The sequence below is a fragment of the Streptomyces halobius genome (assembly GCF_023277745.1).
In the GTDB taxonomy this organism is placed as follows: Bacteria; Actinomycetota; Actinomycetes; order Streptomycetales; family Streptomycetaceae; genus Streptomyces; species Streptomyces halobius.
Genome location: NZ_CP086322.1, coordinates 4691093 through 4702639 on the forward strand (window position 1 = coordinate 4691093; position 11547 = coordinate 4702639).

The 11547-nt window shown below is 71.7% G+C and carries 15 protein-coding genes; 5 read left to right on the top strand and 10 right to left on the bottom strand.

The features are described 5' to 3' along the window. Window positions 1-72: 72 nt before the first annotated feature. Entirely contained in the window at window positions 73-528 is a 456-nt protein-coding gene (locus tag K9S39_RS21245; RefSeq protein WP_248864951.1) for a tellurite resistance TerB family protein, read from the top strand. A 33-nt stretch (window positions 529-561) separates the two neighbouring features. After that, on the top strand, window positions 562-825 hold the full coding sequence (locus tag K9S39_RS21250) for a GlsB/YeaQ/YmgE family stress response membrane protein (protein WP_248864953.1): 264 nt from the start codon (window positions 562-564) through the stop codon (window positions 823-825). Window positions 826-894: 69 nt separating this feature from the next. Here K9S39_RS21250 and K9S39_RS21255 read toward each other — a convergent pair whose 3' ends face one another. Both K9S39_RS21255 and K9S39_RS21260 read right to left on the bottom strand, forming a co-directional pair. Then, window positions 895-1824: a M56 family metallopeptidase gene (locus K9S39_RS21255; protein ID WP_248864954.1), complete on the bottom strand. Its 930-nt coding sequence runs from the start codon at window positions 1822-1824 to the stop codon at window positions 895-897. 4 nt (window positions 1825-1828) lie between these two features. After that, entirely contained in the window at window positions 1829-2233 is a 405-nt protein-coding gene (locus tag K9S39_RS21260; protein ID WP_248864955.1) for a BlaI/MecI/CopY family transcriptional regulator, read from the bottom strand. A gap of 412 nt (window positions 2234-2645) precedes the next feature. Between K9S39_RS21260 and K9S39_RS21265 the strand changes: the two genes are divergently transcribed. Next, on the top strand, window positions 2646-3230 hold the full coding sequence (locus K9S39_RS21265; RefSeq protein ID WP_248864956.1) for a TerD family protein: 585 nt from the start codon (window positions 2646-2648) through the stop codon (window positions 3228-3230). Here the strand turns inward: K9S39_RS21265 and K9S39_RS42140 are convergent. From K9S39_RS42140 to K9S39_RS21290, 6 genes are read right to left on the bottom strand one after another with little or no spacing between them, the layout of a single operon-like run. Continuing rightward, window positions 3227-3355 (bottom strand): hypothetical protein, encoded by a 129-nt coding sequence (locus K9S39_RS42140; RefSeq protein WP_283112584.1) that lies wholly within the window; start codon window positions 3353-3355, stop codon window positions 3227-3229. The two genes, K9S39_RS21265 and K9S39_RS42140, sit on opposite strands and share 4 nt — an antisense overlap. Then, on the bottom strand, window positions 3352-4782 hold the full coding sequence (gene nhaA, locus K9S39_RS21270) for a Na+/H+ antiporter NhaA (protein WP_248864958.1): 1431 nt from the start codon (window positions 4780-4782) through the stop codon (window positions 3352-3354). Before nhaA ends, K9S39_RS42140 begins: the two co-directional genes overlap by 4 nt. 53 nt (window positions 4783-4835) lie before the next feature. Further along, a complete protein-coding gene (locus tag K9S39_RS21275) occupies window positions 4836-5297 on the bottom strand; it encodes a CBS domain-containing protein (protein ID WP_248864959.1) in 462 nt (153 codons plus the stop codon). Further along, window positions 5284-5781, bottom strand: coding sequence for a DUF3040 domain-containing protein (locus K9S39_RS21280; protein WP_248864960.1), 498 nt, complete (start codon window positions 5779-5781; stop codon window positions 5284-5286). Before K9S39_RS21280 ends, K9S39_RS21275 begins: the two co-directional genes overlap by 14 nt. Before the next feature lie 24 nt (window positions 5782-5805). Continuing rightward, complete coding sequence (locus K9S39_RS21285; RefSeq protein ID WP_248864961.1) at window positions 5806-6606, bottom strand: slipin family protein; 801 nt, start codon at window positions 6604-6606, stop codon at window positions 5806-5808. Beyond that, the gene (locus K9S39_RS21290) at window positions 6603-7952 is read right to left on the bottom strand and encodes an NfeD family protein (protein ID WP_248864963.1); all 1350 of its coding nucleotides are present in this window, start codon (window positions 7950-7952) and stop codon (window positions 6603-6605) included. Before K9S39_RS21290 ends, K9S39_RS21285 begins: the two co-directional genes overlap by 4 nt. A 173-nt stretch (window positions 7953-8125) precedes the next feature. Here K9S39_RS21290 and K9S39_RS21295 point away from each other — a divergent pair, with 173 nt between their 5' ends. Both K9S39_RS21295 and K9S39_RS21300 read left to right on the top strand, forming a co-directional pair. Beyond that, window positions 8126-9337, top strand: coding sequence for a PucR family transcriptional regulator (locus tag K9S39_RS21295; RefSeq protein ID WP_248864964.1), 1212 nt, complete (start codon window positions 8126-8128; stop codon window positions 9335-9337). A 364-nt stretch (window positions 9338-9701) separates the two neighbouring features. After that, window positions 9702-10103: a MerR family transcriptional regulator gene (locus tag K9S39_RS21300; protein ID WP_248864965.1), complete on the top strand. Its 402-nt coding sequence runs from the start codon at window positions 9702-9704 to the stop codon at window positions 10101-10103. A gap of 76 nt (window positions 10104-10179) precedes the next feature. Here the strand turns inward: K9S39_RS21300 and K9S39_RS21305 are convergent, their stop codons facing one another. Together K9S39_RS21305 and K9S39_RS21310 are read right to left on the bottom strand one after the other, a co-directional pair. Further along, the gene (locus K9S39_RS21305) at window positions 10180-10668 is read right to left on the bottom strand and encodes a VOC family protein (protein ID WP_248864967.1); all 489 of its coding nucleotides are present in this window, start codon (window positions 10666-10668) and stop codon (window positions 10180-10182) included. Between the two features lie 172 nt (window positions 10669-10840). Further along, window positions 10841-11518 carry a TetR/AcrR family transcriptional regulator gene (locus K9S39_RS21310; protein ID WP_319949571.1) on the bottom strand — a complete coding sequence of 226 codons (678 nt, stop codon included), beginning with the start codon at window positions 11516-11518 and terminating at the stop codon, window positions 10841-10843. Window positions 11519-11547: the final 29 nt, after the last annotated feature.

Below are 11547 nucleotides of genomic sequence, written 5' to 3' on the forward strand. Positions count from 1 at the left end.
GTCCGGGCCGACCTCCCAGTCGGCCCGGACGGCTCGACGGCCCGGACGGCCCCTGACACATACGGAGTTCTCATGGCCCTGTGGGATCGCATCAAGGAATCCGCGTCGACGATGCAGACTCAGCTCAACGCCAAGAAGAACGACCTCAAGAGCGGTGCCTTCCGCGACGCGAGCATGGCGATGTGCGCCCTGGTCGCCGCCGCCGACGGCACCATCGACCCCTCCGAGCGGCAGCGGGTCGCCCAGCTCATCGCCACCAACGAGGTGCTGCAGAACTTCGATGCCACGGACCTGCAGCGGCGGTTCGAGGACAACCTCGTCAAGCTGACCACCGACTTCGACTTCGGCAAGGTCAGCGTCCTGCAGGAGATCGCCAAGGCGAAGAAGAAGCCCGCCGAGGCCCGCGCCGTCGTCCAGATCGGCATCGTCATCGGCGGCGCCGACGGCGACTTCGACAAGACCGAGCAGGCCATCGTCCGCGAGGCGTGCTTCACGCTCGACCTGCCGCCCCACGAGTTCGACCTCTAGTCCTCAGAGAGTTCTCAGGACCGGGCTACGGCTGTGGAGAGTTCCGGGGTCATCAGCGCGATCGTGATCGGCACCGTCATCGGCACGCTGGGACGGCTGGTCCTGCCAGGCCGTCAGCACATCGGTGTGCTGTGGACGATCACCGTCGGTGTCGCCGCGGCCTTCGTCGGCAGCGGCGTCGCCGGCGGCCTGGGAGTGGCGGACGCCAAGGGCGTCGGCTGGATCGAATGGCTCATCCAGACCGGACTCGCCGCCGTTGGCGTGACCGCCCTCGAACGCGTCAACGCCCACAGCTGATCACATCGCCGGGTGGGATTGCTGCCATCACAACGGACAGCCGGCCCCGCTTCCGTGCCCGCGGCCCGGCTACATCGGCGTGGCCGCGTGCAGGATGACGAACAGGGTGACGGCCGAGTTCGCCGAGGACAGCGCCGAGACGGTGGTGCCCGCGGCGGCTCCCCAGGCGGCCAGGCCGACCGTGGTGAAGACCGGCGGCCAGACGCGTCCGGTGGGGGTGGGGCCGAGCAGGGCGGCGACCCGGCGCGGCACCGGGCCGGCGGCCGCGAATCCCGCGAGCGTGGCGATCGGTGCGCCCCGGGTGACCAGCGCGGACTTGCCGATGGCCCGTGCCACGGCGCGCCGGCTGCCGGTGCGGGTGGCCGCGTCCTCGTCCGCCCACCGCTCGGCCGTGTACGTGACGGCGGTACGCAGCGGCCGGAGGAACGGGTTGGCATGCGCCGCGAGCTGCACGGTGAGCAGGAACCGGTGGTGGCGATGGACCAGATGGGCCCGCTCGTGGGCGAGCAGGGCGCGCCGCTCGGCTCCGTCGAGGCCGGCCAGCATCCCGGTGGTGACCACGATCCGGTCCCGCCTGCCGGGCAGCGCGTAGGCGTACGGGATCTCGTCGGGCAGCACCGCCACCGGTGTGGCGGGAAGCCCCGCAAGGGCACGTTCGGCACGGCGGCGTACGCGGTGATGGCGCCACGCCGTCCGTGTGCACGCGGCGACCACGGCGATCAGCGCGGGGATGGCGGCCCTGCCCGCGACCTCGTCGTAGGGCACCGCCCGGCGCACTTCCGGGTCCGACCAGCCGTCGGGGAGCGGGTTTCCCGGCAGCTGGGCGGTGCCGACCACCATCAGCAGAGCCAGGCACAGGGTGCTGCACACGGCGAGCACTCCGGCGACCCCGGTCAGCAGCCAGGTCGTCGCCCGCGGGTGGAGATGCTGTTCGGCCAGGCGGGCGATCGGCCAGGCCGTCAAGGGCAGGACCAGCGGCAGGAAGACGAAGACCCCCATGGCGTCAGTCCTCACCCTCCCCGGACGCCTCGACCAGCAGGGCGCGCAGCAGCTGTTCGTCGCCCGGTGTGAGGGCGGTCAGGAAGCTGACCAGGACCGCCTCCCGGTCCGTCTCGGCGTCCAGGACCTTCCGCATGCGCAACGCCGCCAGCCCCGCCTCATCGGCGACCGCGGTCCACTCGAACGACCGCCCCGCACGCTTGCGGGCGACCGCGCCCTTGATGTGCAGCCGGGTCAGGATGGTGATCACCGTGGTGTGGGCAAGGCCGCCGCCCAGGCGTTTCCGCACCCAGGCCGCGGTGACCGGCCCTCGGGCCTCGCACAGTGCGGCGAGCACCTGCGCCTCCAGCTCGCCCTGACCGCGCCGGCGGGGCTGCTGCTCCAGACCGCCGCTCTTCCGGTCCGTCACGTCCGTCTCCCTCCCCGCCCAGGTGCCCCGCACGCCATCGCGGGGGTTCATCGTAATCAGTCGCGGCCCGGCCGCCGGTCGGTCTTCCGGCCCGCTCCCGACGTCGCCGTACAACCGTCGTTGGCCCGGCCGTGTGCAGGTGTTCCGTCGCAGCGGCGCCGCACTCGCCTGGGCTCCACCAGACCGACTTCGCCGGCCCGACTTCACAAGCCCTGCAGCGCGCTTGCGGGACCGGCACCCCTACGCCCTGCGCCACCCGTGCCTCGGCCGACAGGCTGAGCGCGTACGGGCCGGCGCGGAAGCCTCTGCCCCGACTTCTACAGTCCTGTAGACGCGCTCCTGTAGATTCCGGCATGCCGCCCACGCGCGTGGGGCCTGCGCGGCCCGGCGCCCGAGCATCAGGAGGAAGCACATGGGAGTGACGCTTACCAAGGGCCAGCAGGTCAGCCTGGAGAAGTCCGGCGGAGGTGCCCTCGACGTCGTGCGGATGGGCCTGGGCTGGCAAGCAGCCCCGCGCAAGGGCTTCCTCGCCAGGCTGACCGCCCGCGAGATCGACCTGGACGCCTCCGCGGTGCTCTTCGCCGGCGAGGATGCCGTCGACGTCGTCTTCTTCCAGCACCTGATCAGCAACGACGGCTCGGTCCGCCATACCGGCGACAACGTCGTCGGCGGGGCCGGCCAGGGCGGCGACGACGAGGCGATCCTCGTGGACCTCCAGCGCCTGCCGGCGCATGTCGACCAGATCGTCTTCACCGTCAACTCCTTCACCGGGCAGACCTTCGCCGAGGTGCAGAACGCCTTCTGCCGCCTCATCGACGAGACCACCGGCCAGGAGCTGGCCCGCTACACCCTCTCCGGCGGCGGGGCCTACACCGCCCAGGTCATGGCCAAAGTCCACCGCGCCGATGGCGGCACGTGGCAGATGTCCGCCATCGGGGAACCGGCCAACGGCCGCACCTTCCAGGACCTGATCCCCGCCATCTCCGCCCACCTCTAGGCCCCTGCCCGCCCCCTGATCACGCACCGCGCCTCGGGCGTCCGACGGGGCAGCACGAGTCCGGTGCGGTAGCGGCGGGCGATGACGTTGCCGGCCCCGGCCGGGGGCAGCGCGGTCCTGGTCATCGCGAGTTCGGGTCCCGCCGGTCGACCGGGCCGCGTCCGGATGCTGTGGGCCGGTGTCGGGGCTGTCCGGCGGGACCGCCGTCCTGCGGGTCGATGTTGTTGACACCATTGACACCATTGATGCCGTTGACGCCGTCGATGTCATCGCTGCCGTTGGTGTCGGGGACGGTGTCGGCGTTCCCGTTGGCGATCTCCTCCTCGTACAGCCGCCGGTACTTGTTGTTCCGCAGTTTCAGCAGCACGGAGGCCAGGAGTGCGGAGATCAGGGATCCGACCAGGACGGCGGCCTTGATGTGCTCGACGTCCGCCGGGTCCGGGTAGGCGAGTTCGCCGATCAGCAGGGAGACGGTGAACCCTATGCCGGCCAGCATGGCCACGGCGATCACGTCCGCCCAGGCCAGGTCCGCGCTGAGGCGGGCACGGGCGAAGCGGACGGCGAGGAGGCAGCCGCCGAAGATGCCCAGCACCTTGCCCGCGGCCAGCCCGACGGCCACGCCCAGGGGTTCCGGGCGGCTGAGGACTTGGCCCAGCGTGTCGCCGGAGATCGTGACGCCTGCCGCGAACAGGGCGAAGAGGGGGACGGCCACCCCGGCCGAGATCGGGCGGACCAGGTGGGTGATCTGCTCCGCCGGACGTCTGCCGCTCTCTCCGTCCTTGGTCGTCCGCAGCAGCAGTCCCATGGCGACGCCCGCCACGGTGGCGTGGACCCCGCTGGCGTGGGTCAGGCCCCAGATGATCAGCGCGAGGGGTACGTACCAGTACCAGCCGTGCACGCGCCGTTGGTCATGCAGATGGAAGAAGAGCGCCAGCCCGAGGACGGCGCCGATGAGCGCGGGCAGGTGGATGGTCGAGGTGTAGAACAGGGCGATGACGACGATGGCGCCGAGGTCGTCGACCACCGCCAGCGTGAGCAGGAAGGCGCGCAACGCGGAGGGCAGATGGGTGTCGATGACCGCGAGGACGCCCAGTGCGAAGGCGATGTCGGTGGCCATGGGGACGGCCCAGCCGTTCCAGGTGCCGCCCGCGGTGGTCGAGACGACGCCGTAGACGAGCGCGGGCACGACCATCCCGCAGACGGCCGCGACCACGGGCAGGACCGCCGTTCCGGGATGGCGGAGTTCCCCGACCACCAGCTCGCGTTTGAGTTCGGCGCCCGCGACGAAGAAGAAGATCGTCAGAAGTCCGTCGGCTGTCCAGTGCGCCACGGACAGATCGAGGCCCAGTGCCTTGATGCCGAAGTGGAAGTCCCGTACGGCCGCGTAAGTGTCGCTCACGGGGGTGTTGGCCCAGATCAGCGCCACGGCCGCGGCGCCGAGCAGCACCATGCCGCCCACGGTCTCGGTGCGCAGGGCGTCCGCCACGACGGTCCGCTCCGGCCGTGGGGGACGGCCGAGGACGGTGCGGGGTTCGCGGTTCGCTGAGCGCATCCGGCTGGCCTCTCGTTGCTCGCGGCGGGCCTCGGTCGCGGCGGCGTGGCCGCTTACGCGGCCTCAAGGAGGTACTGCAACAGCCGTGTGGCGGTCACCACGCCGATCAGCTGGTCCTGGCCCGAGTCACCTGGTTCGACGACGGCGACGAGGGGCGTGCGCATGCGGGCCATGAGCTCGGCGATCTCCACGGCCGTGCTGCCGGGACCGGTGGTGGGGAGATACGGCCTGCCCACCGGCAGGCAGTCGGCCACGCTCCGGCCCCTCAGCGCACGGCACAGGTGGTCGGCATGGGATTCGTCGATCACCTCGGCCAGCAGGGGGTCCTCCTGTACGTAGCCGGGGACCAGCGTCCTGACCAGGTCGGCGGCGGGCAGGATGGCGTACGGCTGTCCGGTGGGGTCGACCACCAGGACGCCGTGCAGGCGCCGTGTCACCAGCAGGCGGACCGCCTCGACGGCGTTTGCGTCGCTCCTGATCGAGACGTATGGCTCTGCGAGATCACGTGCGCGCATGGCGTCCGCCCTCTGGGCGTTCGGTCGGTGAGCGGGGTGCGGGACTCCCGTGCGGGGGCCGGAGGCCCTGGCGGTCGCCGGGACCGGCCACGGGTCTCCGGGTGAGCACGGACACGGACACGGCGGAGGAGCCCTGGGGCCTGCCCTGCCTGTCGTCGCCGGGGGGAGGCTTGGTGAAGACGCCGACGAGGATCATGCCGAGCACGGCCAGCACGCCCAGGACTATGGCGACCGTCCACCGCCAGTCCCGGGTCTTGCGGTCGTCGTCGGCGCGGCTGTCGTCGCCGGTGTGGTTGCCGTCACCGGTCCGGCCGTCGTCAGGTGCGCGGCCGTCACGGGGCCGGCCGGGGGACCGCCCATCCGCCCCGCCCGCGAGCAGGTCGTTCAGTGCGTCCATCCGCGCGGCCAGCTCGGGATCGTCCAGGGCCAGGTGCCGCTCCATCTCGGCGAGGATGCGTCGGACGTCCTTCGAGGGCTTGCTCATGGCCAATCACCGTCGCTCCGTAGCTCAGGACTGCGGCGCCTCGCCCACCGGAGCGGTGGGCCGGGCCTGGGGCGCGCGGAGCATGTCGACAAGGCGGAGGACCTCCATCGGCAGCGGGAAGATCAGCGTGGAGCTCCGGTCGGCGGAGACCGCCGCCATGGTGGACAGGATCCGCAGTTGCATGGCCGCGGGGTGCGCCTCCAGCCACTCCGCCGCGTCCGCGAGGGTCTCCGCGGCCTCGAACTCCCCTTTGGCGTGGATGACCTTGGCCCGCCGGTCCCGCTCCGCCTCGGCCTGGCGTGCCATGGCGCGTCGCATGGGCTCGGGCAGTTCGACGTCCTTGACCTCCACCAGGGTGACCTTGACGCCCCACGGGTTGGTCACGGTGTCGATGATCTGCTGCAGCCGCTGGTTGATCTCGTCCCGGTTGATCAGCAGTTCGTCCAGGTCCACCTGGCCGAGGATGCTGCGCAGGGTGGTCTGTGCGATCTGCGAGGTGCCCTTGATGTGGTCCTGGATGGCCACGACCGAGCGGTTGGGGTCGACGACGTTGAAGTAGGTCACGGCGTTGACCCGTACGGTGACGTTGTCCTTGGTGATGACGTCCTGCGGCGGGATGTCCATGGTGATCGTGCGCAGCGAGATGCGGAACATGCGGTCGACCACCGGGATGATGAAGAACAGCCCTGGTCCCTTGGCTCCGATGATCCGTCCGAGGCGGAAGATCACGCCGCGTTCGTACTCGGGCACGATCTTCACGGCGGCCATCAGGAGCAGGAGCAGAACAGCGGCGGCGAGAACGATGCCCCAGACTTCGGCATTCATGATCCTTCCTCCTGTTCGGTGCCCTGCGCCCGGCGGGGCCCGGCGCTTTCGACGATCAGTTCCAGGCCGTCGCGGTCGACGACGCGGACGTGCTGTCCCTCGGTGAGGACCGTGTCCCGCCCGCGGACCGTCCACCACGCGCCGTCGAGCAGCACCTGACCGGTGCCGCCGTCGGCATGGCGGACCACGGCCTCGCTGCCCAGCAGCCGTTCGTGTCCCGTGGTGGCCGGGGCCCGGCGGGCACGCCAGGCCAGCCGCCCGGCGAGGACGGAGCCGCCTCCGACCACCACCGCGACCGGCCAGAGCACGGCGGGATCCACGCCCAGCTCGCCGCGGAACAGCAGGACTCCGGAGAACGCCAGGGCGACGGTTCCCCCGGCGGCGAAAACGCCGATACCGGGGGTGAGCACTTCGGCGGCGAACAGCGCGGCGGCCAGGCCGAGGAGCAGCAGTCCCCCGACGTTGAAGGGCAGCACGCTCAGCGCGACGAACCCGAGGACGAGCAGGACGGCGCCGATGACGCCGCCGAGTCCCATGCCGGGGCTGGCCAGCTCGTAGATCACGGCCAGGGTGCCGATCGACAGGAACAGAAAGGCCAGTTCGGGACTGGCCAGCAGCTGCCGCACTCCGCCGAAGAAGCCCAGTTCGTGCTCCACCACCTGGGCACCGGCCGTCCGGAGGACGACCTCGTGCCGGTCCCCGGCCGGTCCGACGCCGACACGGCGGCCGTCCACCTCGCTCAGCAGCGCCTGCCGGGACGAGACCTCCAGGTCGGCCACGTCGGTCCGCACGGCCTCCTGGGCGGAGACCGCCTCGCCCTCCCGCACCATGGCGCGGGCGAAATCCGTGTTCCGGCCGCGCTGCTCGGCGATCGAGACGGCGAAGGCGACCGCGTCGTTGACCACCTTCTCGCTCGCCTCCTCCCCCTGACCGGTGACCGGGGTGCCGGCGCCGATGTGGGTGCCTGGCGCCATCGCGGCGACGTGCGCCGACAGCGCGATGTAGGCGCCGGCCGACGCCGCCCGCGCCCCGGACGGGGTGATGTGGACGATGACCGGCACCGGTGAGCCGAGAAAGTCCTGGACGATCTCCCGGGTGGACTGCAGCAGCCCGCCCGGGGTGTCCATCTCGACGAGCAGCGCGGTGTGGCCTTCGCGCTCGGCCGTGCGGAGCCCTTCCTCCAGGTGTTCGGCGACGACGGGGGTGATGGTGTCGTCGACCCGTGTCACCAGTACGGTCGGCTGCTGCGCCGCACCCGTGGCGGGAGCGGCGAGCAGGCAGGCCAGCGCCACCAGGAGGACCTGGGCGAACCTCCGCAGCGGTGAGGTGGGACGACTTCGGGGCACGGCGTCGTATCCCCTTCGGCCCTGGGTACGGCTTTCATTCCTTGATGCGACGTTCGTCCTGAAATCCTTTACCCACGGCTTACCCCCGGGCGTCGTCCGGACTCTCGCCGCAGGCGGCAAGGGTCGGCCGTCTTGAGGCGACGCTTTTTGCCGGTTTCCGGCAAAATGTTCCTATGGCGACGGGACATCGTGCCCCCCATTCCCCGCCCGCCGCACCGGGCGCCACGGGGCCGCCGCCCGGTGCCGCAGCCCCTGCGGGCGGTGCGGAGACGGGCAGTGCGGAGACCGCGCCGCGGCCCGCCGATCTCGACCGCTACCTGGAACAGCTCGCACGGGTCTCGGTCACCCGGCGACGCCTGCCGGACGGGTACCTCGACGACATACGGCAGCTGGCGGCCACCGCGGCGGCCCGGGGAACGGCCCTGCGGGCCCTGGTCGCCGCGCTCCTCACCCCGGCCTGCCGTGCCTGGCCGGACCTGCCGGGCGCCCTCCAGGCACAGGACCTCCGGGAACTCCGGGACGTCACCTCGGCACTCATGCGGGCGATCAGCGAGACGACCGTGGCACTGACCGAGGGGTACGAGACCGCGCACCGAGCGGCCATCCGCGGCGAGGAGGCCACCCGGCGGGAGTTCGTCGACGACCTCCTCGAAGGTCCCGCCAACCTCGGCCGGCTCGCCGAACGCGCCGAGCGCTTCGGGCTCCGGCTGGTCGGCCCGCACACCGTCGCCGTGGCGCGAGCGGCCGACCCGTTCGGCGCGGGCGATCCCGCCACCCGCTACGTCGAAGAAGCACTGACCGCCCGGTTCAGCGCGCGCGATGTACTGATCACCACCAAGGACGCCCTGCTCGTATGCGTCTCGCCCGGCACCGTGCCCGAGGTCCCGGAACACTTCGCCACCGCCGTGTGCCACGCGGTCGGAGAGCGGTACACCATCGTCGTCAGCCGGCCACGCCCCGGTGCCGGCGGCATCGTCCGCTCCTACCACGAGGCGCGCAGCACCCTCGACCTCGCCGCCCGGCTGCACCTGACCACCCCGGTCGTCCACGCCTCCGACGTGCTGGTCTTCCAGGTCCTCGGCCGGGACCACGCGGCCATCACCGATCTGGTGGCCGCCGTCCTCGGCGGACTGCAGGCGGCACGCGGCGGCCCCCGGACGCTGCTGGACACCCTCACCACGTACTTCGCCAGCGGCTGTCTGAACGCCGCGACGGCCCGCCGCCTCGGGCTGAGCGTCCGCACCGTCGGCTACCGCCTCGGCCGTATACGGCAGCTCACCGGCCATGACCCCACCGACCCCGACCAGCGCTACATCCTGCAGACCGCCGCACTCGGAGCCCAGCTCCTGGACTGGCCCGCCCGCCCCCTCCAGCCCACCGACTGACCCAGGCCCTGACGGGACGTGGTCGTGGGCGTCGCCCGGGCGGGTAAGCCCGGCCGGGCGGCGGGGACGAAGGCCGTCCGTCGACCGCCGGGCATCAGCCCCACCGCGGGCACCCGGTCGGCCGCGCGGGACAGCCGGACAGCCCGACAGCGCGGAATCCCCCGGCGTCCCGGCCGCTCGGCGGGGCCCTGCCGGACAGGGCGGCAGTCTCCGGTTGCCGGTCGGGCATCATTGCCCGGAAGTCTTCGGGCGCCGCCGCGGCCCGGTGGGGGCCCGCGCTACTGCAAGATCGCCTCTACCGTGTACGGGACGGCGGGGGGCGGTTGTGACAACAGGCCGGACAACAGAAGGAGAAGGCGCGGCGATGGGTGAGCGGCAGATGCAGATCGGCGAGGTGGCCGAACGGACCGGCTTGTCGCTGCGCACCATCCGTCACTACGAGGAAGTCGGCCTCGTCATTCCCTCGGCCCGCAGCAAGGGCGGCTTCCGGCTGTATACCGAGGCCGACGTCGAGCGGCTGATGGTGATCCGCCGGATGAAGCCGCTGGACTTCTCCCTGGAGGAGATGCGGGACCTGCTGGAGATCACCGACCGGCTCGCCGCCACGGACGACCCGCCCAGCGGTGCGGAGCGCGAGCGGCTGCGCGAACGCCTGGACGCGTACCGCAAGATCGCCGACGCCCGCTGCGAGACGCTGCGGGCCCGCCTGGAGATGGCCGAGGACTTCGCCGCCACCCTGCGCCGACGGCTGGGCCCGGGGGCCTGACGACACCAGTACGCGAGTACTCCCAGTACGCGAGTACTGGAGTACTGGCGCCCGGTCGGGCCCGGCCGGGTCCGGGTCAGCGCGCTCCCGCGACCTCTTCCGTGTTCTCTCCCGCGACCTCTTCCGTTGCCTTCCCCGTGACCGCTTCCGTGATCTCTTCCGTCACCCCGTTCAGCGCCGAATCCGGATCACTGCCGTACGGGCGGGTGATGACCTCCAGGCCGTGGCCGGCCGGATCCATGAAGTACACGCCGCGACCGCCGTCGTTGCGGTTGATCCGGCCGGGGTGCTTTCCGTGCGGGTCGGCCTGGATGGGCACCTCGGCCTTCACCAGCCGGGCGAGGACCTGGTCGAACTCCTCCTCGGAGACGAGGAACGCGTAGTGCTGCCTGGGGATGTCGATGTCGACGGTCGCGAAGTCCAGGGTGACGCCGTTGGCGGTCACGACAGGCAGGAAGATCCCGGCCGGTTCGCCGACTTCGAGGCCCAGGATCCCGGCGAGGAAATATGCGGACTTCTCCCGGTCACGGGAGAGAACGATGGTGTGATTGAACTCGACTGACACTGTGGAATGCCTCCACGGGCATCTCAAGGGGCACCTCCACACCTCACCCGGCCGGTGACGGTGCTGCGATGCCGCGCCGGGCATCGTAGGCACCCCTGTCCGGCCGCGTCGAGCGTTTTCCGGCCGGATCTCGCGCCCATAGCGGCTGACGGGCTGACGGGCAGTGGCCGGGTCAACCGGCATGTCCGGCCGCGCCGTTCGCGCTCGGGGACGGATCCGTGGGACGGGCGAAGAGCTGGTCGACGTGGGTGCGCAGGACGCCCATGGCCGCGTCGGCGGTGCGCTGGCCGACCAGCACGCTGGTGCCCAGGCCGTGACTGAGGGAGAGCAGGTGGGCGGCCTCGGCCGCCGCGTCCCGCTTCCGGTCCACCGCGCCCTCCCGCTGGGCCTGTTCCAGCACGCCGGTCAGCTGCCGCTCCAGACGGTCGGGGCCGGCGACGAAGGGCTGGGCGGCCAGTTCGGGGTCGGTCATGGCCAGCACCGCGTACGAGGTCCACACCAGGTGGAAGGCTCGGCTGGCCTCGTCGGTGGGCAGCGCCTCGGCGAGGAACGCCTCGACGAAGGCGTGCGCACTCACCGGACGCGACAGGCCGTCCAGCCGGGCCGACCACCGCAGGTGGCTCTGCTGCTCCAGGCGCTCCAGGGCCGCGTGCAGCAGCTGGGCCTTGGTCTCGAAGTAGTACTGCACCAGGTTCGGCGACATGCCCGCCTCGGCGGCGACCGCGCGCATCGTCACCGCGTGCAGGCCCTCGGCCGCGGCCACGCGGACCAAGGCGTCGATGATGTGCGCCCGGCGCTGGGCGTGGTCGACCCGCTTCGGCACGGCTCCCCCTTCGGTCTTGTGCGGCAACCCGTTTTCATAGTACCGCTGTACGATAA

What these genes read in the sequence shown, in the direction of transcription:
- K9S39_RS21245 (WP_248864951.1), top strand. Translation starts at nt 73, where the DNA reads ATGGCCCTGTGGGATCGCATCAAGGAATCCGCGTCGACGATGCAGACT.
- K9S39_RS21255 (WP_248864954.1), bottom strand. Translation starts at nt 1,824, where the DNA reads ATGGGGGTCTTCGTCTTCCTGCCGCTGGTCCTGCCCTTGACGGCCTGG.
- K9S39_RS21265 (WP_248864956.1), top strand. Translation starts at nt 2,646, where the DNA reads ATGGGAGTGACGCTTACCAAGGGCCAGCAGGTCAGCCTGGAGAAGTCC.
- K9S39_RS42140 (WP_283112584.1), bottom strand. Translation starts at nt 3,355, where the DNA reads ATGACCAGGACCGCGCTGCCCCCGGCCGGGGCCGGCAACGTCATCGCC.
- nhaA (WP_248864958.1), bottom strand. Translation starts at nt 4,782, where the DNA reads ATGCGCTCAGCGAACCGCGAACCCCGCACCGTCCTCGGCCGTCCCCCA.
- K9S39_RS21275 (WP_248864959.1), bottom strand. Translation starts at nt 5,297, where the DNA reads ATGCGCGCACGTGATCTCGCAGAGCCATACGTCTCGATCAGGAGCGAC.
- K9S39_RS21280 (WP_248864960.1), bottom strand. Translation starts at nt 5,781, where the DNA reads ATGAGCAAGCCCTCGAAGGACGTCCGACGCATCCTCGCCGAGATGGAG.
- K9S39_RS21285 (WP_248864961.1), bottom strand. Translation starts at nt 6,606, where the DNA reads ATGAATGCCGAAGTCTGGGGCATCGTTCTCGCCGCCGCTGTTCTGCTC.
- K9S39_RS21295 (WP_248864964.1), top strand. Translation starts at nt 8,126, where the DNA reads ATGGCGACGGGACATCGTGCCCCCCATTCCCCGCCCGCCGCACCGGGC.
- K9S39_RS21300 (WP_248864965.1), top strand. Translation starts at nt 9,702, where the DNA reads ATGGGTGAGCGGCAGATGCAGATCGGCGAGGTGGCCGAACGGACCGGC.